Origin of the sequence: Cellvibrio chitinivorans (assembly GCF_035117775.1) — a bacterium.
Taxonomy (GTDB): Bacteria; Pseudomonadota; Gammaproteobacteria; order Pseudomonadales; family Cellvibrionaceae; genus Cellvibrio; species Cellvibrio chitinivorans.
In genome coordinates this window covers 72,863-96,358 of the sequence record NZ_JAYKKN010000001.1, presented here as the reverse complement: position 1 = coordinate 96,358, position 23,496 = coordinate 72,863, and the positions used below count along the sequence as shown (strand labels likewise).

The 23,496-nt window shown below is 48.7% G+C and carries 19 protein-coding genes and 1 tRNA gene; 6 read left to right on the top strand and 14 right to left on the bottom strand.

All coding sequences use genetic code 11. The features are described from left to right. Positions 1 to 53 precede the first annotated feature (53 nt). The 3 genes from SPL68_RS00430 to add form a co-directional block, all read right to left on the bottom strand. Complete coding sequence (locus SPL68_RS00430; RefSeq protein ID WP_323813087.1) at positions 54 to 1,067, bottom strand: hypothetical protein; 1,014 nt, start codon at positions 1,065 to 1,067, stop codon at positions 54 to 56. 106 nt (positions 1,068 to 1,173) lie between these two features. Further along, on the bottom strand, positions 1,174 to 2,016 hold the full coding sequence (mtnN, locus tag SPL68_RS00425) for a 5'-methylthioadenosine/S-adenosylhomocysteine nucleosidase (protein ID WP_323813086.1): 843 nt from the start codon (positions 2,014 to 2,016) through the stop codon (positions 1,174 to 1,176). 40 nt (positions 2,017 to 2,056) lie between these two features. Beyond that, complete coding sequence (gene add / locus SPL68_RS00420) at positions 2,057 to 3,070, bottom strand: adenosine deaminase (RefSeq protein WP_323813085.1); 1,014 nt, start codon at positions 3,068 to 3,070, stop codon at positions 2,057 to 2,059. A gap of 460 nt (positions 3,071 to 3,530) precedes the next feature. Between add and SPL68_RS00415 the strand changes: the two genes are divergently transcribed. Both SPL68_RS00415 and SPL68_RS00410 read left to right on the top strand, forming a co-directional pair. Next, positions 3,531 to 3,606 (top strand) — tRNA-Phe (locus tag SPL68_RS00415). Positions 3,607 to 3,786: 180 nt separating this feature from the next. Next, the gene (locus tag SPL68_RS00410) at positions 3,787 to 4,953 is read left to right on the top strand and encodes a sterol desaturase family protein (RefSeq protein WP_323813084.1); all 1,167 of its coding nucleotides are present in this window, start codon (positions 3,787 to 3,789) and stop codon (positions 4,951 to 4,953) included. Between the two features lie 16 nt (positions 4,954 to 4,969). Here SPL68_RS00410 and SPL68_RS00405 read toward each other — a convergent pair whose 3' ends face one another. Further along, positions 4,970 to 5,851, bottom strand: a complete 882-nt coding sequence (locus tag SPL68_RS00405) for a lysophospholipid acyltransferase family protein (protein ID WP_323813083.1) — start codon at positions 5,849 to 5,851, stop codon at positions 4,970 to 4,972. Positions 5,852 to 5,970: 119 nt separating this feature from the next. Next, positions 5,971 to 7,224, bottom strand: coding sequence for a sodium/glutamate symporter (gene gltS / locus SPL68_RS00400; protein ID WP_323813082.1), 1,254 nt, complete (start codon positions 7,222 to 7,224; stop codon positions 5,971 to 5,973). Positions 7,225 to 7,407: 183 nt separating this feature from the next. On the opposite strand from gltS, the gene SPL68_RS00395 reads away from it, so the two are divergent. After that, positions 7,408 to 7,899, top strand: a complete 492-nt coding sequence (locus SPL68_RS00395; protein ID WP_323813081.1) for a YehS family protein — start codon at positions 7,408 to 7,410, stop codon at positions 7,897 to 7,899. A 129-nt stretch (positions 7,900 to 8,028) separates the two neighbouring features. Further along, positions 8,029 to 8,445, top strand: coding sequence for a PilZ domain-containing protein (locus SPL68_RS00390; RefSeq protein WP_323813080.1), 417 nt, complete (start codon positions 8,029 to 8,031; stop codon positions 8,443 to 8,445). A gap of 98 nt (positions 8,446 to 8,543) precedes the next feature. Here SPL68_RS00390 and SPL68_RS00385 read toward each other — a convergent pair whose 3' ends face one another. The 3 genes from SPL68_RS00385 to SPL68_RS00375 form a co-directional block, all read right to left on the bottom strand. Further along, positions 8,544 to 10,112, bottom strand: coding sequence for an MFS transporter (locus SPL68_RS00385; protein ID WP_323813079.1), 1,569 nt, complete (start codon positions 10,110 to 10,112; stop codon positions 8,544 to 8,546). Positions 10,113 to 10,357: 245 nt separating this feature from the next. Then, positions 10,358 to 10,888 (bottom strand): inorganic diphosphatase, encoded by a 531-nt coding sequence (gene ppa / locus SPL68_RS00380; protein WP_323813078.1) that lies wholly within the window; start codon positions 10,886 to 10,888, stop codon positions 10,358 to 10,360. Positions 10,889 to 10,959: 71 nt separating this feature from the next. Further along, positions 10,960 to 11,790 (bottom strand): FHA domain-containing protein, encoded by an 831-nt coding sequence (locus SPL68_RS00375; protein WP_323813077.1) that lies wholly within the window; start codon positions 11,788 to 11,790, stop codon positions 10,960 to 10,962. A 135-nt stretch (positions 11,791 to 11,925) separates the two neighbouring features. Between SPL68_RS00375 and SPL68_RS00370 the strand changes: the two genes are divergently transcribed. Both SPL68_RS00370 and SPL68_RS00365 read left to right on the top strand, forming a co-directional pair. Then, positions 11,926 to 12,258, top strand: coding sequence for an Rdx family protein (locus tag SPL68_RS00370; protein ID WP_323813076.1), 333 nt, complete (start codon positions 11,926 to 11,928; stop codon positions 12,256 to 12,258). 157 nt (positions 12,259 to 12,415) lie between these two features. After that, on the top strand, positions 12,416 to 15,010 hold the full coding sequence (locus SPL68_RS00365; RefSeq protein WP_323813075.1) for an efflux RND transporter permease subunit: 2,595 nt from the start codon (positions 12,416 to 12,418) through the stop codon (positions 15,008 to 15,010). Positions 15,011 to 15,123: 113 nt separating this feature from the next. Here the strand turns inward: SPL68_RS00365 and axe2C are convergent, their stop codons facing one another. The 6 genes from axe2C to SPL68_RS00335 form a co-directional block, all read right to left on the bottom strand. Further along, positions 15,124 to 16,182, bottom strand: coding sequence for a bifunctional acetylxylan esterase/glucomannan deacetylase AxeC2 (gene axe2C, locus SPL68_RS00360; protein WP_323813074.1), 1,059 nt, complete (start codon positions 16,180 to 16,182; stop codon positions 15,124 to 15,126). A gap of 12 nt (positions 16,183 to 16,194) precedes the next feature. Beyond that, on the bottom strand, positions 16,195 to 16,926 hold the full coding sequence (locus SPL68_RS00355; RefSeq protein ID WP_323813073.1) for a GDSL-type esterase/lipase family protein: 732 nt from the start codon (positions 16,924 to 16,926) through the stop codon (positions 16,195 to 16,197). A 178-nt stretch (positions 16,927 to 17,104) separates the two neighbouring features. After that, positions 17,105 to 18,154: a DNA polymerase III subunit delta gene (gene holA / locus SPL68_RS00350; protein ID WP_323813072.1), complete on the bottom strand. Its 1,050-nt coding sequence runs from the start codon at positions 18,152 to 18,154 to the stop codon at positions 17,105 to 17,107. Between the two features lies 1 nt (position 18,155). Further along, on the bottom strand, positions 18,156 to 18,734 hold the full coding sequence (locus SPL68_RS00345; protein WP_323813071.1) for an LPS-assembly lipoprotein LptE: 579 nt from the start codon (positions 18,732 to 18,734) through the stop codon (positions 18,156 to 18,158). A 123-nt stretch (positions 18,735 to 18,857) separates the two neighbouring features. After that, positions 18,858 to 21,320 carry a leucine--tRNA ligase gene (leuS, locus tag SPL68_RS00340; RefSeq protein ID WP_323813070.1) on the bottom strand — a complete coding sequence of 821 codons (2,463 nt, stop codon included), beginning with the start codon at positions 21,318 to 21,320 and terminating at the stop codon, positions 18,858 to 18,860. Positions 21,321 to 21,481: 161 nt separating this feature from the next. After that, positions 21,482 to 23,476 carry an alpha/beta hydrolase family protein gene (locus tag SPL68_RS00335; RefSeq protein WP_323813069.1) on the bottom strand — a complete coding sequence of 665 codons (1,995 nt, stop codon included), beginning with the start codon at positions 23,474 to 23,476 and terminating at the stop codon, positions 21,482 to 21,484. Positions 23,477 to 23,496 lie beyond the last annotated feature (20 nt).

Genomic DNA, 23,496 nt, shown 5'->3' with positions numbered 1-23,496 from the left:
GCAAAAAATTGACCATTGGGTCAGATAAATAAGCAAAGTTATGTATGGGCGAATTATTTGTATCCGCCCTGTAAATAGCGATGAAATGCGAGGTTGACCCAAATCGCTTCGGGGTTAACAGTCCAAGTGGAATTCATCGCCTGTATCGCTTTGACCAGTGCTGGTGCTTGCGCGGGTAGTGCAAGTAAATAGGCAGTTTCATTGCCATTGCTTACCGCGATTTGGGTGGCGCTGGCAAAGCCATCCGCGGAGGTTTTACTGCGATAAAAGGGTTGCCACCAGGAACCAAGAATTAATCCGGTCTGGTTTTCACTATCTTTTTTGGCGTAGCGATTAATCGCTGCGACGAATTTTTCCTTATCATTGATGCTAGGAAATTCAAAGTGCAAATCGTATTCGCTCGCTTCTACCAAGCGGCGATTATTGCCCAAATCGATTAATGACTGGCTGAGTGTGCCCCAGTCATCTCTATATAAAAATGCGGATGTTTTGCGCGAAAAGCCAACGCGCGCTTGCAATCCTTCGCTCGCCAAAAGTGCGAGCAGTTGCTGCGCGTGATCAATGTTGCTGTGGCCATAAACAATATGGCGATCAGCTGCAAATAATGGCCAAGGAGATGTAACCAAATTGTAGCCAGTGGCTATGCCTTTGCCGATTAGCTGGCGCAACTCCAGCGCAAATGCAGAAGGCGCAACGGCGGCAGTAGTTTTCCATTCAGATTCAATGCGCTGATAAAGTGAGGGTTCATTGAGCTGGCCAATGTAGGCTGGATCTGGCTGGTTGTAGTGTGCAACAAAATTCTTTAGTGCTGTTGGGTCGGTAAGTGGCGCGCCCAAAAGCGTCAAGGTAGCAGCTGCCTGTAATTCCGGGAGTGATAATTTTTCTTCATCGGCAAGGGTGCTGAGCGCGAGTGCTTTTTTGCGGCTAAAGGTGGTGGCTAATTCGCTGTAGCCCAATTGTCTAACTGCATCCTGATAATTACCTGCATGGCTATACATTGAAGCCGTTGCGGCCATTGTCAGTACAGAGGAGTAAAACAGTTTTTTAAAATTGCACGAATTTGGCATTGTCAGTTCCGAAAATTGAAGTAAAAAAAGCCCGCAAAAGCGGGCAAACACTACTACGGAGGAGAACTACAAGAACAACTACAAGGACAACACTTACAAAAAATCACTACAAAAATTTAACCAAGTGCAATGAGAACTTCGCCGCTTCACGCGCAGCTATGGGGCCAAGACGCAGATAATCATCATTAGGCGCTTCCTGAGCTACGTTGCTACCAGCACGCACAATCAAATAGGGAACGCCGAGAGCTTCACACACATGACCAAGTGGAGCTGACTCCATTTCCATGATGTCGGTTTTGAATTTATTGCGCAGAGAATCTATGCGCGCTTGGGTAACACCAAATAAATCTGAAGATGACACTACACCGTAACGCACTGAATTTTTGTAAGTGCTGCCGTTTGCAGTAATTGTCTGTGGCTCGTAAGAGTCCATTGCCTGTTTTGCGAGCGCCAAGAGTGAAGCTGTGGGTTTAAATTCATTCTCTACTTCTTTGCCATTGTCAGGGCTATTCATTGGGCGATAGACTATATCGTTTTTGGTCAAGCTGCCGTAATCATGCTCATAGGTATGGGTTGCAACAATCACATCACCGGTGCGCAACTGCTGGTTAATACGAGCACCTGTGCCGGTCATCAACACCAGTCGCGGTTTAAATTCATTAATAAATAATGTGGTGGTCATGCCAGTAAAAGTTTTGCCAATTCCAGTAATTGCAACAACAACCGGTTTGCCGTGCAACTTGCCTTGCCAATAAGGGATACCCCAGAGGGATTTTTTCTCGGGTTGCTCTAATGCATCAGTGAGTACAGGAATTTCTTGTGGTACAGCACCAAGAATAACGATGGTGTCATTCGCTTCATAATATAGAGGTTTATCAGCAGCCTGACTTTGGCTGGATAGGCTCAGCAATAATGCAAAGCCGCTAAAAATTTTGGTTAAAAGCTGCATAACTTACTCTTAAGTTCAGGAAACAATTTCCCAATAGAATTTATTGAATTGATTCGTTTTGTACATAGCTGCTCAATTTTGATAAATAAGCTGCTTTTTCGCTGTCCGGTAGCCATGCAACACGAAATGCATTGCCTACCAGTGTGGCTATTTCTTCGCTGCTAAAATTTCCTTCACGTTGCAACTCAACTAAATTTTCATTCAGATAAGCACGGAAATATGCTGGGTCGTCAGAGTTAATAGTGGCTAGCATGCCTTTATCGAGCATGGTGCGGATTTCATTTGATGTCAGCGATTGCACCACAAAGCGATTGGAAACCGGGCACACAGTTAACCCTAATCCTTTTGCTTTAATCGCTTCGCAAAGCTCATCGCTTTCAAGTGAATTAACGCCGTGATCAATGCGATCAACCACAATTTCATCCAGACATTGGCCGATATGAATCAGGGTGTTCTGCTGATTGACATCACAATGCATGGTGAGTTTTAAACCCATCTCGCGCGCTTTTTTAAAAACCGCAGAAAACTTAACCGGCGGGTTATTTTTTTCATCGGAATCCAAACCGACGCCTATCAACCAATCTTTGTAGGGCTCGGCCATTACCAAATGTTCCATCGCCGATTCAGCGCTCATATCGCGCAGAAAACACATAATTAATTGGCTCTTGATTCCAAGCTTTGCTTCTGCATCAATCTGTGCGGCGCGAATACCGCGAATCACGACTCCAAAATCAACACCGCGACTGGTGTGTGCTTGCGGGTCAAAAAATAATTCCGCGTAAATCGTATTTTGGCTGTACGCCTTGGCTAAATAATTCCAGGTGAGCTGATAAAAATCGGCTTCATCGCGTAGGACTTTCATCGCGCCGTAGTAAATGGTTAAAAACGATGGCAGATCATAAAAATCATAAGCGGCAATTAATTCCTCTGGAGTCTCATAACCCAGCTCAATATTGTTTTTACGCGCAAGCGCAAAACTCAATTCGGGTTCAAGCGTGCCTTCAAGGTGTACGTGTAATTCCGCTTTAGGCATGTTTTCAATAAAAGATTGCATTTGCCTCTCCAGAAAAATGGATAACCAAATTTTAGTTATTTTTCTTACAGCAAGTTCTGTTCCTAAAATGAAAAGAGTGGAAATTAACTGACCAAAAGGACAAGAAATTAAAATCCTGACCAATTAAGGGCCTGCGTACGCACCAAATTGTTTCGCAGTGCTTGTGTGGTGCGCGAAGAGCGGTCGTTTTGGAGTGGTATGTTGGCGAGCCGGCTAGATGCCTTTTGCGCATATAAATAGCGGAAGCGTTCGGAGTCTGGGGTAATAGTTGGGGGTTGGCTTTGTCGCGAATGGTTGCAGTTTAGTGTCGGCAAGATATCGGCTTCATGCCTCTGGTCACAAATTAGCCATTGATAAAAAAGGACTTTTTTTTCATTCCGGTATTGACTCAATAAGGCCAAGCGGGTTTAATGTGCGCCTCTTGCAGCACGGCATAAAACGCTAGCGACAAGCAGGACACGCCCAGATAGCTCAGTCGGTAGAGCAGTGGATTGAAAATCCTCGTGTCCCTGGTTCGATTCCGGGTCTGGGCACCATATACAAAAACCCGAAGTTCGCAAGAACTTCGGGTTTTTTATTGCCTCGAATAAATGGAGCTGCTTTTAGGAGCTATTTACTTAACCTGGGGCTGTTTAAATCACCTAAAAGGTTGTTTGCTGCTTGGGGTGGTCGGGCGATGAATAAAAAATAACAAACATACTGTAAGGAAAAGCACTATGGATGAGCAATATCAATATAAGCAGCGTCAAGTAGAAAAGGACGTTTCGCAGGAGTTTCGTTTTGGAGAGGGACGGATTAGCGCGTTTATTTCCTTGGTGTTGGGCGCCTTAAGTCTGTTGGCGGTGTTCGCCTATCTCTACCCTTCTTATCTCACTACCACTGAATTGCGCCGTGTGTATGATGCTGAGCAATTGCAATTGCTGCTCAAGTACGCCATGTATTTCTCCTTGGGGTTTGGTGTGTTGGCGCTGCTGTTGAATCGCGCGCGTTACAAAATTCCTGCACTGCTCGGGATTGGCTTTACCTTGGTGGGTTTTGCTTTGGGCGGGTATCAGATTCCGGTTGGGGAGGTAGAAGCGCGTGAATTATCTCTGGGAGTGGATTGGCTAATACTCGCATTTTTGGCTTCTGTATTTGTGTTTATGGCATTGGAAAAATTAATTCCTATGCATAAAGACCAACTAATTATGCGCCCCGAGTGGGGTGTGGATTTATTTTATTTTTGCTTTAATCATTTGGCGATTTCTGCCATTTTGATTTTTGCCAACTATCATGCCAGTCACTTTAATTGGGCGCTAAGCGCTGACGTGCAGGCTGCAGTGCAGTCTTTGCCGATTGTGGTGCAGGTGGGCTTGATTATTATCTGCGCCGATTTTGTACTTTATTGGGAGCATCGCGCTTTTCATGAGGTACATAGCCTCTGGCCAATTCACGCGGTGCATCACTCTATTGAGAATTTGGATTGGCTGGCTGGATCGCGCGGGCATTTTATTCAGGTGTTTTCCGAGCGCGCTACGGTCATGATTCCGTTGTATTTGCTCGGTGCTGATGAGCAGGCGTTAAATATTTATGTGGCCTTTGCGGCGCTTCAGGCGATTTTGATTCACTGTAATGTGTCAATTCCCTTTGGTCCGCTGAAATATATTTTTGTTACACCACAGTTTCATCATTGGCATCACAGTTCAGAAAAACCAGCGATTGATACCAATTATTCGGCACACACCATTTTGTTTGATAAGTTGTTTGGTACCTATCATTTTCCCAAAGAGCATTGGCCTGCCGATTACGGTACTACCCTGCGGTTGCCACGCAGTGTGTTGGGGCAGTTGCTGTATCCGTTCACTGCTAATTACAAGCGCTGGAAGAAAAAGCGCGATTCGTGAATATCTGGATGGGATGCTATTTATCGTAAGAAACCCATTGTTCCGGCGGTAGTTGGCGAAAGCGTTTGTATTCCCACTGATACTGGCTTGGTGCTTTGCGCACAATGTTTTCCAAATCAGCATTCATTGCCGCCGCTGAAATTTCCAGCTGTTCATTGAAAATATCCGGGTTGGCGTCGGCAACATATAAGTGAAACCCTTTTTCCGCTCTCAGTGCGTAGCAGTAGCACACCTCGCATTCCGTTCGTTTGATTAGGTTGTGGATCAGGCTCATGGTCCATGCAGGTTTATTAAAGAAGGGGGAAATTATTCGCCCGGTATTTCGATCCGGCACCTGATCTGGAAGTATGCAGATCGCTTGTTTATTGCGTAAGGCTTGCAGCAATTTTTTGATTCCATGCGGATTACTGGGGGCCATCTGCATATTTTTTTCTTGCCTTGCTTGTAGAATCAAATTATCTATTTTCGCGTATTTAGATGTTTGATATAGGGCGGTTAGTGGAAGTTTTTGCGCCAGATATGCAGCTGCCACCTCCCAATTTCCTAGATGCAGGGTGATAACAATCAGGCCGCGATTTTTTTGGAGTTTTTCTGTCAAAAGATTTTCATTGGATTCACCCGTAATTTGTGAATTGAGCCAATTCCAATCAGATTGCCAAATTTTACTTGCCTCCATAAACGCTTTTGCTGTCTCGCACAGGCTTTGTTTGGCGAGTGTGCGTTGCTCTGCTGGATTCAAATCGGGAAAGCATATTTTCAGATTAGTCAGTGTGGTTTTTTTTGCGCGGCTACTTATTAGCCAATTGCAATGACCTAAAAATGTTCCCAGATTTCGGAGTAATCCAAACGGGAGTAATTTCATTGCTTTCATTGTTAAAAACGCTAACCAACTTTTCATAGCACTCAACTTTTACCTCTGACTCGGCTTTCACCTAAACCGAAATACTGAGTCGAGTATCTCTTATCTTTGAGCAATCTGGCCATATGATTTGAGGTTTAATTTTTTTGGGTTGGTTATTAGTGTCCCCAGCCTTGAATTATTCCTAAAAAAAACTTGATGGTGACTGCGTTTAATAGGTCGATGAAAAAAGCACCTACGAGCGGCACCACTAAAAATGCTTTTAGCGATGGCCCGTAGCGCAGGGTAATCGCATCCATATTGGCGATAGCAACCGGTGTTGCGCCCAGCCCTAAGCCGGCAAAACCGGAGGAGATGACTACTGCATCGTAATCGCGCCCCATAATTCTGAACACCACAAAGACGGCGAACAGCGTCATTACCAGCGTCTGGATTAGCAGGGCGACGGTGACGGGGGCGATGGAGTGAGCGAGGGCGCTGAACTCCATGCTCATCAAGCTGATACTGAGAAAAATGTTCAAGGCCACTTCGCCAAATTTGGAGACGGTGACCGGGTGCAACGATACCTTGAGGGCATCAGCGGCATTGGTGAGCAAGATGCCAACGAGCATGGCAGTGAGGAATCCGGGCAGCAGGAAGCCTTTGGTCGATAAGTATTGATTCACGCTGTGGCCAATTTGAACGCAGAGCGCGAGTACCAACAATACCCCAAGAATAGTGCGCAGCTGCCCCGCACTAGATTGCGGTTTGGCGGCTTGGGCTGCTTGGTTGGCTGTTTGGTCTGGTGCTTGCTGGGCGGATGTAGGTTGGGTGTTTGTTGGAGGAGTGGTGAAGGGCGTTTGTATTTGGTAGCGATTCATCAACCACTTGGCAATCGGGCCGCCGACTATACCGCCGGCAACCAAGCCGAAGGTGGCAAAGGCAATGCCCAGCTCGCGCGCTGATTTCAATCCTGCTGCTTCGGCTTCTGCGCCCCAGGCGATGGCTGTGCCGTGGCCGCCGGCGAAGGAAATGCTCCCGGCAATCAGACCATAAGCGGGGTGATGACCAAAGGCTGTCGCTATGGCGATGCCTATCACATCCTGTAAGACCAGAAAGGCAAAAGCGACCGCGACTAGCAGTGCCAGCGCTTTTCCGCCGCGCATTAATACATTGAATTTTGCAGCCAGCCCGATGGTGCTGAAAAAAACCAGCAGCAGAATGTCGCGTACCTGCATATCAAAACTGAGTTTGATGTCGGTGAGTTGGTAGGTGATTGCGGTCATGATGCTAAACAAAACGCCGCCGGTAACTGCCGGAGGGATATTGTTATCGCCCAGCAGTGTAATTTTTTCATTGAGATACATGCCGGCGTAAAGCACCAGAATACTGATGGTCAGCGTTTCCACCGGAGTGATATTAATCAGGGTCATAGGGGCAAGCATCTCCATATAGTGGATTGAGGAATATCCATCGCGCTGGTGCATGATTTAACGGCGGTATCTGAATACTAGCCCAACTATTTCAGATCGCCTAAACGGGGCGGGAATGTTAATCTGGCGGCTGTTTTTCAGCGCTTAATGCTCCTGCTTCACTCGTCTACTCAGGTTTTGCTCATGACTAATAACGATGTTCTGCGTCGCCTCCGTTTTATTTTTGATTTCAGTGATTCGCAAATGATGGCCTTGTTTGCGTCGGGCGGATTCAATGCGTCGCGCGAGCAGGTTAGCGATTGGATGAAGAATGAAGAAAACCCGGATTTTAAAGTGCTGCACGATGTACAGCTGGCGATTTTCTTGAATGGTCTGATCAACAAAAAAAGAGGTCAGCGCGAAGGTGCACAGCCGGAGCCAGAAAAAAAACTCAACAACAATATTATTCTGCGTAAATTAAAAATCGCGCTGGAATTTAAAGACGACGACATTCTGGAAATGATGACTCTGGCCGGTTTTCCCTTGGGCAAACACGAGCTGAGCGCTTTTTTCCGCAAGCCGGGGCACAACAATTATCGCGAGTGCCAATCGCAGGTGTTGCGCAACTTCCTGAAAGGGCTGCAAATTAAATTGCGCGGCACTGGCGCTGATACTGCCGAACCTGCAGCGCAATAATCTGCCATCTCAATTGCGGTATCGATCTAAACCAAACCCGTTTTCATAACAAATGCTTCCGTTCGCAGCAGGTATGCTGGATTACACTCAGGTGAGTGATATTCATGCTGCGGCCGGGAGTTTTTGTTTATGCGTACCTATATCCGCCATCCCACCTCTATTCCTATTCATGTTTGCGCCGGTGGCGATAAAGAGTCGCGCGTACGTGTGCGCAACCTGAGTGCGGGCGGCTTGTGTTTTATCACCGATAAACCGGTAAAAGTCGGCACAATGGTCGAGTTTGATATTCCTGTGACAAGCCCTGATTACCACGGCCGCGGTGTTATTGTGTGGCGCCGTGAGCAATCGCCCCAATCCTATGAAGTGGGTGTGCGCTTTACCAGCGACGATGAGTTTTTTCGCACGCGCATGGTGGAGCAGGTATGCCAGATTGAGGATTATCGCCAGCGCTTGGCGTTAAAAGGGCGGCAGTTGACGAGCGAAGAGGCGGCGCTGGAATGGATTGAACGCTACTCCGCCAATTTTGATAGCGCTGCACAACATTAAAGCTTTGCTGTACACATAAAAAATCTCGCGCATCGGTTGATGGCGAGATTTTTTATTGCCCGCTTTTCAGCGGGTGTGATTGGTTAAAACGAGTGAAATTACTGCGGATTTTGTAAGCGGCGGTTAATCAGGTCGCTTTCAATACCTTTCATGGTTTTATCGTCTAGCGGATACCAGAGAGTGAAGATGGTGCCGAGGATGCCAATCACTACCGGAATGCCGGTCATCAGCATCACCATACCGGGAACCGATGCAGTAATGGTGCTTTCAACGCTTGCGTCATAACCATAAAGTGCCAGCACGATCAGCACCATAGCGCCCGCAAAACCGTGGCCGGTTTTGTTGATGAAGGTTCCCGCAGAGTAAATCAATCCGGTTGCGCGGCGGTTATTTTTCCACTCGGAGTAATCAACCGTATCGCCCAACATACTGAAGAACAGCACTGGCATCATGCCCGCAAAAAATTCACCGATGGTGGCTAATACCAACATCGCAGTGACATTCTCGGATGGAACGAAATAGATCGCGCCGTTAAAGATGGAGCCGAGCACAAAAGAGGTGATCATCAGCGTGCGTTTGTTGAATTTATTGGATAACCAGCCGGTAGCAACTGCTGCAGCCAAGGACGCCAGTAACGTGATCAGGAAGTAAACGCTGATCAGATCCGGACGCTCCAGATAATACTTGAAGTAATAACTGGCGGCGCTTGGGCGAACCACGGTGAACAGGCCAAACATAATGCCTACACCGAGCAAAATCAGCCAAGGCTTATTGGTGAGCAGGTCAGCCAAATCTTTTTGTGTTGGCGTGAGGGATTCGGTCGGACGAGAAATAATTTTCTTGCGCAAATGAATGGTGTAAGCAAAAGAGGCGAGCATTAAACCAAGTGCGATGTATTTGTAGGTTGCAGGCCAGTCTTGCATTGCCAAGCTGATGATAAACAAACTGATACCAAAAACCGGAATCAGAATCACGGGCAAATTCGAAAAGAGATCTTTCATCTCCTCGCCAAACGTACCGTGATTCTGCACGGGCGGTTTGATGCGTTCAGTGGTGGATTTATAAGTAATCAGCAAGAACACAATCAGCAGCACTGCAAAAATCAGCATGGTGCGTTGATAGCCAACGGCTTCATCGCCCTTACCTAAAATGCTCACCAATTCGGGCAGGCTGGTCATTACCAGCAGGCCGCCTGTGAAGGCGCCGATAAAACGGAAGCTCGATAAGCTCGCGCGCTCTTTTACGCTGTCGGTCATTACGCCCATCAGTGCGCCGTAGGGTACGTTGTTGGCGGTGTAGGCGAGCGTTAAGCACAAATAAATCACGAAGGCGTAGATAAGTTTGCCGGTGTAGCTAAAGTCTGGTGTAGTAAAAATCAGCGCAAGAAAGAGGGCGAGGAAAGGCGTTGACCAGAGAATCCAGGGGCGGAATTTGCCGTTTCTGGTATTAGTGCGGTCGGCGATGGAGCCCATCATGATGTCGCTAATGCCGTCGGATAAGCGCACGATCAGAATCAAAATAGTCGCGTGAGCTGCGGCTATGCCAAAGGTATCTGTGTAAAAAACGGGGATGAAAAATCCGCTGCGCCAAACAAAGTTGGCAGCGGCATCGCCCATGGAATAGCCGATTTTCTCTCGCAGTGAGAGCTTATGAGTGGATTGCTGCATGGTCTCAAAACCTCGTGATTGTTGTTCTGCTCAGAATGATTTTTATCGATTGTAGTTGTTGTGTAGTTATCGTGTAGCTATCGCCTCGTATTCGAAGCTTACTGGTTTTTATTCTGATGCTCTTCCCTGCATGACATCGCTGTCATTTCTGGTTTTTTTAACTGCGCTTGGAACAGAGGCCACCCGGGGTGGCCTCTGTGATCGCTCTCACTTGATCGAGCGTTGTACTGCTTTTTATATCGGTATTACTTGCCAGCTTTGTAAGTTTCAGCGGCTTTTTGGATTTCTGCGCGCGCTTCTTCCAAGTCGCCCCAGCCAGCTACTTTAACCCACTTACCTTTTTCCAGATCTTTGTAGTGCTCAAAGAAGTGTTCGATTTGCTTGAGGGTGATCGCAGGCAAGTCTTGCAGGCTTTTTACTTCGCTGTAAATGGTGGTCAGTTTGTCGTGCGGAACCGCAACGATTTTCGCATCTTCACCGGCTTCGTCGGTCATCTTCAATACGCCCAGTGGACGGCAGCGAATTACTGAGCCTGCTTGTACTGGTTGTGGGAATACCACCAGAACGTCGGCTGCATCGCCATCACCGCACAGGGTTTGCGGGATATAACCGTAGTTGCATGGGTAGTACATGGCAGTGCTTACCAAGCGGTCAACAAACAGTGAGTTACTGTCTTTGTCGATCTCGTACTTGATGCCAGAGTTCATTGGGATTTCGATAACTACGTTAAAGTCATCGGGCAGGCTTTTGCCCGCTGGGACAAGTTCAAAACTCATGATGTGTTCCTGAAGTTTATGATTAAAAAACTAGATGTGGTCGTGTTCTTCGAGCTGATAGGGCGCGGATTCTACCACAACAAGATCGCCACTATGGCAATGGCGGCGAGCACGGCGGCAACCAGCGCAAGCCAGACGGTGCGGCGGTTGGCTTGCAGCTTGGGCTCGATGCGATTGCCGGGGGAGGTGGGGCGGGTCTTCCAGCGTTTGGGTTCACTGCTGGGCAGTTTGCGTTCAACCGGTTTGCTCAGCTCATCGATAGGCTTGCGGATGCGGATTTTGCTGTCTTCCAAATCCGGCGCCACTATGCGGAAGGTGTAAACGTCCAGACGCAAGCGGTCGCCATTATTGGCGGTGGCGTTATCGATGCGCAGCTCATTGAGAAAAGTGCCGTTGGCGGAGCCTAAATCCTTAATGCGTAGATGATTGCCTTCGATGCAGATCTCGGTATGGCGGCGCGATAAATGAGTGCCGGGGATGACGATATCGCACTGGTTGCCGCGTCCAATCACCGTGCTGTGGTCGGGTGACAGGATAAAATGCTTGCCCGCAAGCCAGCTGCCATCGGAGACGAGACGCCAGGGCGGGGTATAGGTTTCTTTGGATTTATCGGGCAGGCTGCGTGGGTCGAGGACGATAATTTCAGCGGTACCGATTTTGATAATATCGCCGGGCAGGATTTCTTTGTGGGTGATGCGTTGGCCGTTGATAAAGCAGCCGCTACGGCTGTTGTTATCTTTGAGGAAGTATTTGGTGTTTTCCTGAATCACCTTGGCGTGTGCCGGGTCGATTCCTTCTTCATTAATTACTAGATGGTTGTCTGCTGCGCTGCCAATCGAGAACAGTTTTTCAACGACCCATAACGGGGGGCGTCGATTGTCCTTAAAATGAAGTTTGAGCATGGCAGATTCCGTTTTGGCGTCTAAATCATCTTTAATTCACTATCTACCCTGATTTTGCCGAGCATGGCGCGAATCCTGTGTTGTGCATGACCTTATTCCCGAATTCTATTAACTCATGCTCTAAAGGGCAATCTTATGACTGATATTCCTGAAAACTCCACTCCACCTGTAACGCCAGTAGCTAAAAATAAAGTGACCATCCACTACTGCAATATGTGCCGCTGGATGCTTCGCTCCGCGTGGCTCGCACAGGAGCTATTGAGCACTTTTGATGGCGAGTTGGATGAGGTGGCGTTGCACCCGGGCACTGGCGGTGTATTTCACGTGTGGCTCAATGATCAATTAGTGTGGGACCGCGTTGCCGATGGCGGCTTCCCCGAAGCCAAGGAACTAAAGCAGCGGGTGCGCGATCTACTCTGCCCGGAGCGTTCACTTGGCCACAGTGATGGCCATAAGCGCGCCGACTGACTTTTGTAACTAATCGCCCGAGCCATTTTGAGTTGATGGCCTTTTTACTGTTTTACCGGTGGGTGGCTGGCATAATGGCGCCACCCTTCTGGAGGATTCACGTCTGACCCGCCGCTGGTGGTGTCGCTCAGGGATATTTCACCCATTGGATTTTTTCATGCAGACATTTTCACGTTTTTGTTCGTCGTTTACCCGCTTTTATCGCGCGCTGGTTATTGACCGCCCCTATCATGTTTTGACCGCATTGGTGCTCGTCACTCTTATCGCTGCGGCGGGCATGCCCAATTTCAAATTGGATGCCTCGGCCGACTCGCTCACGCTGGAGCACGATACCTCCATCGATTATCTGCGCGAGATTTCCAAGCGCTACCAAAGCGGCGATTTTCTGGTGCTCACCTACACGCCCAAAGCCGATATTTTTTCCGATGAATCGATCAATACGCTGAAAGAATTGCGCGATGAACTCGCCAGTGTTGATGGTGTTGCCAGCGTCTATTCCATGATCGATGTGCCGCTGCTTTACAGCCCCATGCGAACGCTCGCCGAACAAAAAGAGTCCACGCGCACATTGCTGACGCCGGGCGTGGATCGCGCCATGGTTAAGCAAGAGTTTTTAACCAGCCCGATTTATCGCGATATGTTGTTGAGCCCCGATGGCACTACCTCGGCGATTTTGCTCAATTTAAAAGTGAACGATAAATACATCCAAATGGCACGCCATCGCGATGCACTGCGTTTGAAACGCGACAAAGAAGGTTTGAGTGTTGAAGAAACCAAAGAGCTGGAGCAGGTATCGGCTGACTTTTTGGCATATCGCACCAAAACTGCTGCGCAGGATGCCGCGCGTGTAGAAATCGTGCGCAATATAGTTGCGAAGTATCAGGATCGCGCGCAGATTTTCCTCGGCGGCGTCAGCATGATCACCACCGATATGATCGCCTATATCAAAAGTGATCTGGTGGTATTTGGCGGCGCGCTGCTCGCATTTATGGTGTTTATGCTGGCGTTTTTATTTCGCCAGTGGCGTTTTGTGGTGTTGCCGCTGTCGGCTTGTTTGATGTCGGTAATCTGGATGCTGGGTTGGCTGAGTTGGATTGATTGGCGGCTCACGGTCATTTCATCCAACTTCGTTGCGCTGCTGTTAATTATGGTGTTTGCGTTCACCATTTATGTGGTGGTGCGCTATCGCGAAATTCACGCGCTCAATCCTGAATGGTCGCAGGCGGATTTGGTGGTGCAAACCGTGCGCGATATGGCGATTCCCTGTTTGTATTCCGCGCTCACTACCATTGTTGCGTTTATGTCATTGGTGATGAGCGGCATTCGCCCGGTAATTGATTTCGGTTGGATGATGACGATCGGTTTAACCGTTGGTTTTGTGCTGGTGTTTGTGCTCTTGCCTGCAGGCTTGATGGTTTTGTCGAAAGGTGAACCTAAAGATCGCGGCGATAATTCCGCTGCGCTCACCATGCAGTTTTCGCGCTTGGCTGAATTTCACGGTGCAAAAATTCTGCTGCTCGCAGTGGTGGTTGGTTGCGTCAGTCTGTGGGGTATTAGCAAACTCGAAGTAGAAAATCGCTTTGTCGATTATTTTAAAAGCGATAGCGAAATCCATCAGGGTTTAAGTGTGATTGATCGCCAACTCGGTGGCACAGTAACACTCGATATTATTCTTGATGCCGATAAATCCAGCATCGAAGTGGTTGCCTCAGATGAAGAGGATCCTTTTGCGGAAGATGCGCCCGCAGAAGAAGATCCCTTTGCCGAAGATGCAGACCCATTTGCTGAAGACGTTGCGGAGGAAGATCCCTTCGCAACTGATGGCGATGCTTTTGCTGATGAAGCTTCATCCACCAAAGCTGAACCAAGTTATTGGTTTAGCGTAGCTGGCCTGGATCAAATCAAACAGCTGCATATGTATCTGGAGTCGCTGCCGGAAGTGGGCAAGGTACAATCGCTCGCAACGGTTTATCAACTGGCGCACGACATCAACAACGGCAAGTTAAATGACTTTGAATTGAATGTGTTGCGCAACATGCTCTCGGATGACATCAAAGGCTTTTTGATCGAGCCTTATTTAGCTGACGATGTGCAACAGACGCGCATCACTATGCGCATTATTGAAACAACGCCTAATCTCAAGCGCGCTGAGTTGGTAGAACGAATTCGTCATTTCGCCACTACCGATGCCGGCTTTAAACCTGAGCAAGTAAATTTCACCGGCATGCTGGTGCTCTACAACAACATGCTGCAAAGTTTATTTACCTCGCAAATTGCCACCATCGGCGTGGTATTTGTCTCCATCATGTTGATGATTATTGTGTTGTTCCGCTCCTTTAAAATCGCAACCATTGCCATATTGCCAAACATATTGGCTGCGGCGACTGTATTGGGTGCGATGGGCTTGGCGGGTATTCCGCTCGATATGATGACCACGACGATTGCGGCAATTGTGGTGGGCGTGGGTGTGGATCAGGCGATCCAATATTTCTATCGCTTCCGTATTGAGTTCGCGCTTGATCAAAATTATGTAGAGGCAATGCATCGTTCACACGCATCGATTGGCCGGGCTATGTATTACACCTCGGTCACGATTATTGTGGGCTTCTCGATTCTGATGCTCTCGCAATTTATTCCGTCGATTTATTTTGGCGTACTGACTGCGTTTGCGATGTTTATGGCGATTGCAGGTTCATTAACACTGTTGCCAAAGTTAATTTTGTTGATGAAACCTTTTGGTCCAGGAAAATAAACTGAGGTAAAAAACTAATTTAGTAAAAACAAAAAGGGGCGCGAAATTTCGCGCCCCTTTTTTATTGTCGTAATTGTTGTAGTGATTGTTGCAGTTAGCTATTGGATTAACATTTACCAGTGCATCAGCGCTTTTAGTTGCGGCGTTAAATCTTCTGCCATAGCTGCATGCTGTGCTTTGGTTGGATGTGCATCCTGCTCATCGCCGGGGTAATGCGGTGACGTCACTTGATGCACTCTGCTGTTGTTTACGCGCGAAATAGTTTCGCGCAGGTATTCAATCAGCGCGGCTTTTTTATCGCCATTTAAAATTGCACCTTCGGTTAACGCAATTTGTGTATTGGGATAATCGTGCAGCAATTGATTCACCAAAGTGACGTAGGTACTGATGTAATCTTCGCGCTCGGGAATGCCCTGGCTAAAATCGTTGGTACCTATGGCACTGACGACTAAATCGGGTTGATAGCCTTGTTTATCCCAATTAACCGGTGCAGCTTGATCGGGAATAGTGAGCGGATAAAAATCCGGCAAATTTAATTCATCCGTTTTGCCATTCCAGCTGCGCACCAAACCCCTGCCGCCGTAACATACCAGCTGCACCTGCGCATTGAGTGCGGCCGCAGTGAGCATGCCGTAGGATTCTTGTGCGTTCGACCAGCTGGGGTTGGATTTTTCACCGGGTACGCGGTCAATCATTTCGGCGCAGGTTACCGAATCGCCGAGAAATAAAATTTTGCGCGCAGGCAAGGGCGATGGTGCAAGCACTTGGCCTTTATCCAACGTAAAACTGTTGAGCGTTGAAATGGCTTGCCAGGTTTCAGTGCGATTGGTAATGCGCACTTTATGTTTGCCAGGCTTTGCAAAGCGAAACAACTCGTAACTGGTTGGTGTCTGCGCAAGTTGAATGCGTGTGGGCGCAGCATCATCCACAATCACATCAACCCAGCCATTACCGGAATTGCTGTGTGCAGTCATACTCAGCTGCGCGCCTTCAACATTCAAAAACACACTCACACCGGGATAGGCAAAACGCAATCCGCCATTATCCAATGGTTGTGCGCGCCCCATCAGACTGATGCGAGCATCGCTGGCCTTGATTGTCTCGGCATTAAGGTTGGTGTTCATTAAAAGTGTGGCCGCCAAAACAGAAAGTGAAACAACGTGTTTAATCATTGCTGCACCTGCTTATTTCAAAAGTTGTTGGATGTCGGGGAGCATGGCATCTGCCCAAACTTGATAGCCTTTCGCTGTCGGGTGCAGGAAGTCAGCCATTATTTCAGGCGAAATGTTGCCATTTTTTTCCAGCAACAGCGGGCCGTAATCTTTGAAAAAGACGGTCGATTTGTTGTCCAGTTTGGCGATGATTTTGTTGAGCTGTTTGATGGTTGCACGCTTGGGTGATTTGCCATCCTGATCCGCAGGGAAAACAGCGTTCAGTAGAATTTTGCTGTTCGGCCACGCGAGCTGTAACTGTTGCACAACGCGCGTGACGCCGCTTGCCGCTTGCTCTGCTGATTCTTGCAGTCCGCCGATATTATTGGTGCCAATTAAGAGCACAATCAGTTTTGGTTGCAGCTTGCCGATAGCGCCGTGTTGCAAACGCCACAGGACATTGCCGGTATGATCGCCGCCGATGCCGAAGTTGGCAGCATTGAGCGGTTTAAAATTCTGCTCCCAAATTTTCCAGTCCCAGCCTGCGGTAATAGAATCGCCCACGAACAGCACATCGACTTGATCGTACTGCGCTGCTAACACATCTTCTGCGTGCATCTTGTCCCAAGTGGCGACCGACATCCAATCGTAATCGATGGCGCGTTTAACCGGGATTGTGCCTGAGTCTTGTGCGTAGCTGCTGTGGCTGAGCGCAGCCAGTGCGATGGCGCAGCAGTTCAGGGTGAGTTTTTTGAATGACAACATAGGGTTCTCCTGCTTCTTTTTACTGATTAGTAGTGAGCGTATTTTTTGTGAAGTCAAACTACAAAGAGTGTGAAATTAAATTACAAACGGTGCGAAATTAAATTGCACTTGTAGGTAAAACTTCGACAAAACAGTATTGCAGGCTGTGTGTTTTTGAGTGCACCTGAAGTGCTTATTATTAAGTTTTCAAGCTTAGTCGCTCGTTGTGCAGATTCAAACTTTGCACACCGGCGATATTTAAAATTAAATCGAGCAGTTCATCCCAAGGCTCTGCATTGCGCATTCCTTTTACTGCTTTATCGATACCATTGGCTTTGCGCAGTAGTTGTTGTAATTGTGCTGGTTTTAAGCGGCGCAGTGCGGCTTGCATCAGCGGTTGGCGCTTATCCCATACCCCCGCTTGTTTGGCTGCCCATTCAAAATGTTTGCCCTGCGCAACCGCTTGTGAGATTTGCACTAGCGCGCGAATTTCACGCGTGACCGCCCAGAGAATATTGATCGGCTCTGTGCCTTCGGTTTTTAAACCCTGCAGGGTGCGCACTGCAGCGCGCGCATCGCCGTGCAGCGCTTTATCGGTAAGGCCAAATACATCGTAGCGCGCGCTGTCGGCAACAACCGACGCCATCAACTCGTAGCTGATGCGATTATCGGTAGTGAGCAGTTTTAATTTTTCGATTTCCTGCGCAGCAGCGAGCAAGTTACCTTCAATGCGCGAGGCGAGTAAATCTATAGCATCGCTATCGGCTTGCAGGCCGGATTGTTGTAAGCGCACGCCAATCCAGCGCGGTAACTGTGCAGGGGTAATGGGCCAGACTTGAATGTGTTGTCCGGCATCTTCAATAGCTTTAAACCATTTGCTTTTTTGCGTGGCGCCGTCGAGTTTTTCGGTGACGATGAGCAACAAATTATCGGGCGCGGGTGATTGTGCGTACTCTTGTAATGCTTTACCGCCTTTATCGCCCGGTTTGCCCGAGGGCATACGCACTTCGATGATTTTTTTTTCGGCAAACAATGACAGGCTGTTAGCGGAGGCGAGCAGTTGCCCCCAGTCGAAACTGGTATCTATATGGTAAAGCTCGCGTTCACCAAAACCATTTTTACGCGCGGCGGCGCGAATTTGGTCGCTGCACTCTTGAACCAGCAGTGGCTCATCGCCCGACACCAAATAAATCGGCGCCAGCTGTTTGCCGAGCGCAGCACCTAATTGTTCGGGTCGCAGCTTGGGCATTTTATTGTGCAGCGGCTTCTGTGGCTGGAGGTTGTTTTGTTGTTGTAGCAGGCTTTTGAGGTGTGACAGGAGCCTGGGTTTTTGCGCTGATAGTTTTCACGCGGCGCAGAATGCTGTGTGCCAATTCGCGGCGCATTTCAATCATGGTCAACTCTTCTTCCTGCTCGGCGCTGTTAGCATTGTTGACGTTGTAATTGTAGGTGCGCGAGGTGCGCGCCATAGTATCTTTGGGGGTGAGTGTGCCATCAGTGTTACTGATGCTGTATTGCGCCGTCATGGTCATCTCATAAGCGCTGGTGAGGGCATCGCTACCTACACCCGCAGTGCGGCGATCTAATTTTTCCACACCGATATTAAGTGTCAGTGTTGCACCTGTCGCTGCTTTGACTTCATTGATTTTGTAGCTGTGCAGCGATTCACGCAGACTGTTTACCAGTGGGCTGTGATTATCTTTGGCGATAATCACCAAATTCATCGGCGCGGTCATCGCCAGCTTGTCATCGCCACTGGCTGAGCCGCGTAAATGCCATCCGCAAGCAGAGAGGGTGAGGACTAATAAGCTGGCGATAATTTTTTTCATAAGGCTCTCGAATTTTTAATCCCTCCCTGCCTCCCTTTTTCAAAGGGAGGAGTTCTGAGTTCCCCCATTGAAAAAGGGGGCTAGGGGGATTGTTTTGATTTCCCTTAGCTAACGGGATTGAAATTAATTAGCAACAATGTTGACCAGCTTGTTGGGCACCACAATCACTTTGCGCACAGTTACACCTTCCAGGAATTTCTGGACGTTTTCCTGTGCCAAAGCGAGTGCTTCAAGCTGCTCTTTAGGTGCATCAACTGCTGCATCCAGTTTGCCGCGCAATTTACCGTTCACTTGTACAACTACTTCGATGGTAGAGCGAGTCAATGCGCTTTCATCGAGTTTCGGCCAGCTTTCGTTGAGCGGAATGCTCTTGTGGCCCAGCGCTTGCCAGAGTGAGTGGCTGATGTGCGGCACGATTGGCGCGAGCAACAAAATCGCTGCTTCCAAAGCTTCGCGTTCAACGGCTAATCCCAATGGATTGGCGCGGTCGGCGAGTTTGCTCACTTCGTTGAGCAATTCCATTGTGGCCGCAATCGCGGTGTTGAAAGTCTGGCGACGACCGTAGTCATCGCTGACTTTCTGGATGGTCTCGTGAGTTTTGCGACGCAAATCTTTTTGCGCTTGCGGCAGAGCGTCCACATCAAGCTTGCCCGGTGTGCCGGCGTTGATATGGCCTTCAACGGCTTTCCACAAACGACGCAAGAAGCGGTTAGCGCCTTCAACGCCTGAATCGCTCCACTCCATGCTCTGCTCTGGTGGCGCGGCAAACATGGAGAAGAGGCGTACGGTGTCGGCGCCGTATTGGTTGATCAGTTCTTCCGGGTCAACGGTGTTGCCCTTGGATTTACTCATCTTGGTGCCGTCTTTCAACACCATGCCTTGGCAGAGCAAACGCTCGAAGGGCTCATCGCAGCTCACCAAGCCTTCATCGCGCATCAGCTTGTGGAAGAAGCGTGAGTAGAGCAGGTGAAGGATGGCGTGTTCGATACCGCCTACATACTGGTCTACCGGCAGCCAGTAATCGGCGGCGGCTTTGTCGAGCATGCCGCCTTCAAAGTTCGGGCAGGTGTAGCGCGCGTAGTACCAGCTGGATTCCATAAAGGTATCGAAGGTATCGGTTTCGCGCTCAACGGCTTGGCCATCAAGAGTGTCTTTTTTCCATTCCAAATCTGCTTTGATCGGTGAGTGGACGCCGTTCATCACCACATCTTCCGGCAACAGCACGGGGAGCTTGTGTGCAGGAACCGGAATCTCACCGCCGTCGGGCAGGTTGAACATAGGGATAGGTGCACCCCAGTAACGCTGGCGGGATACACCCCAGTCGCGCAGGCGATAGTTGGTTTTCACTTGACCTTTATTGGCCATCTCCAGAGTGCTGGCGATAGCGTCGAAGGCGGCGTTGAAGTCCAAGCCATCGTATTCGCCGGAATTCACCAGCACGCCCTTTTCGGTAAAGGCGGCTTTGGTTAGGTCGATCGCCTCTCCGTTTTGGGGTGCGATCACTTGTGAAATAGGCAGATTGTATTTCAGGGCGAATTCGTAATCGCGCTGGTCGTGGGCTGGTACAGCCATTACCGCGCCTGAGCCGTAGTCCATCAATACATAGTTGGCGATCCACACGGATACCGGTTCGCCTGTAATCGGGTGCAGGGCTTTGATGCCCGTGTCGATACCGCGTTTTTCCATGGTCGCCATATCGGCTTCAGCAACGGATTGCACTTTGCATTCAGCGATAAATTGCGCGAGCGCTGGATTAGTTTCAGCGAGCAGTTTGGAAATGGGATGCTCGGCGGCGAGGCTCACATAGGTCACGCCCATGATGGTATCGGGGCGGGTGGTGTAGATATCGAAACCGGTGAATTCGCCAACTGGAGACGCCAAATCAAAGTGCATTTCCAAGCCGCGACTCTTGCCGATCCAGTTGCGCTGCATGGTTTTTACTTGCTCAGGCCAGTTGGGCAGCTTGTCCAAGTCATCAAGCAGCTCTTCGGCGTAGGCGGTGATTTTGATAAACCACTGCGGAATCTCTTTGCGCTCAACCAATGCACCTGAACGCCAGCCACGACCATCGATTACTTGCTCGTTCGCTAATACTGTGTGATCTACCGGATCCCAGTTCACGGTCGCCATGCGTTTGTAGACCAGACCTTTTTCATAGAGACGGGTAAAGAACCACTGTTCCCATTTGTAGTATTCGGGCTTGCAGGTGGTCAGCTCGCGCGACCAGTCAAAGCCAAAGCCGAGTTGTTTCAGCTGGCCGCGCATATGGTCGGTGTTGGAGTAAGTCCAGGCTGCGGGTGCGGTTTGGCGTTGCAGTGCAGCGTTTTCAGCGGGCAGGCCGAAGGCGTCCCAACCCATTGGATGCAATACATTTTTACCCTGCATCCGCTGGTAGCGTGCGATCACATCGGTAATGGTGTAGTTGCGTACATGCCCCATGTGTAGCTTGCCGCTCGGGTAGGGGAACATCGCCAGACAGTAGAATTTTTCTTTGCTGGTATCTTCAACCACTTTGAAGCTTTGGTGTTCTTCCCAGTACTGCTGGGCTTGGGCTTCGACTTCGGCGGGAGTGTATTGTTCTTGCATGGAGGTGTACGGCCTATTACTGAATAGTGAATATGTGAGAAAGGCGGTGATTATAGAGGGATGGCGCTGAAAAGGGGTAGCAATCAGGTAAAACGCGGCTATCTCAACTAAGTGTGCGCAACTGCCTGTGCCGATAGCAACACAGGCGGCGGCCTTTACGCTTACTGTAGATGTTTTGCGAGGAAGGACTCTATGTGCTGATAAATGGCTCGTTTGTCTTTGTCCAGAAAAAAGGGGTTGTGGTAGGCATCTTTGATCGATAGCCATTCAACTTCCTTTTTGGCAGAGCGAAGTGCTTTGACCATGCGCTCCGATTGCTTAAACGGAACTATCCCATCTTTAGTGCTCGCAATAATCAAAACGGGGGCGTTAAATTTGTTTGCATGCAGTAGAGGGGAGTTGGCATCCATCATCTCTTTGTCTATTTTGGGGTCGCCCATTTGGTCACTTAGTCGTTTGATCACTTTAGGGAAGGGTTTAAGCCTTTTGGACGTAAATGCGTGTTGATCGCGCAGATGAGTAACCCCGTTGATGCTTATGGCGCAGCGATAACGATCACCATTCCTCACTAGCCCCATAAGTGCAGCATAGCCACCATAGGAACCGCCAACCAAACAGACGTGACTTTCCAAGGCGTAGCCCTTACTAATCAGGTGTGTCGCAGCATCTTCCAAATCATCTTGCATAAGTCCGCCCCACTGCTTGTAGCCAGCAGTTTCAAACGACAGTCCATACCCTGTTGAACCGCGAAAATTAGGTTGCGCCACTATGTAGCCTCGCGTTGCGATAAAGGTTGCCCATTCATCGTAATAGGCGAAGTCGCGTGCTTGCGGGCCGCCATGTGGCATGATGACAAGCGGGTATTTTTGTCCTTCTTTATAGTTGGGTGGAAAAAGCAGATACATGCGTATATCTGTGTTGTCCCGTGTTTTGTATTTGGTGATGACAGGAATGGGGAGTTTTTCCTGTTCTAATGCTGGGTATTTATGACCGTAAAACCCCAAATTATTTGTGCGGCTGTCATAAGCAAAAAAAGTCCCTGGTAGATTCATGCCTTCCGCTACTCCAAAGAGGCGCCGCTCCTCATGGTCACGCGAGATAAAATCAAATTGATAGTTGCCTAGCTGCTGGCGTACTTGCTGATATTTCTTTTGTAGTGCTGGATCAATGTAGTGATTCACAAGCACATCTTCTTCGATGCGATAACCGACCACCTGATCAGTTTGGGGCGCGAATAACAGGTCGGCTATATCCCGATCTGGGCGCGCGGCAAATATTCTGGTGCGTTTGGTACCGTGTTCGCGTTCCATTATCGCGTAGTAACCGGTTTTGGGATTTCGTTTGCGATAGAGCAGGTTGCCTTCATTTGATAGGCCAGCCAGTGCCCAAGGCTCAATTTCTTGTTCATTCTCGGCATCAAACTCGATACGCTCAAATGGCTCCCAAGTGTTATCACTCTTGAGTCGAAGCAGCAAAATAGTGTGACTGGAAGCGACGAAATCTGCGCGGTAAAGCGGCTTTCCATTTGGGTCGCAAATGAAAAAATACGTGTTGGGTCCGCCGGTTATTAGCCGCTTGGCTGTACCGTCGTAAACATTGATTTTAAAAAGGACTATTCTGTCCTCATCGTAGCCATTGATTAAAATGTGCTGAGGATCGTTCGGCAAAGTGTGTTTGATGTAGGAATGATCCAGATACAGATTGAAGAAATCGCGCTCTTCTTCCTTGAGCAGTACGAGATTATTACCCTTGGTGTCTACTGATACGTAACGGCTGAAATGTGCGTATTCTTTAATATCAAATTTATCTTTTTCACGTTTTTGTGCGCGTTTAATGTGGCTAACGACGAGCGGCGCCCACATTCTCACTAACAGCCGTTCATTGTTTGCCCATTCCAATTGATATGGGCGATTGTAGTTTCCTCCTACAGTACCTGTCTGTTTGGGCTCGCCGCTGGATATGTCGTAGATGTACACAATGGAAGTTCGATCCTTCTTGCGTATTTCTGCCATATGGCGACCATCAGGTGAAAGTTTGATGTCTACAAGGCTGGGCTCAGCAATAAAGTCATCAATAGTCAGTGTTTCAGCTTGCGCAGGTGATGTCAGTGCGAGAAGCGATAAAAATATAATGGTGGCTCTGAACAAAGTGGTCATGAGGCGAGAAATCCCTGGAT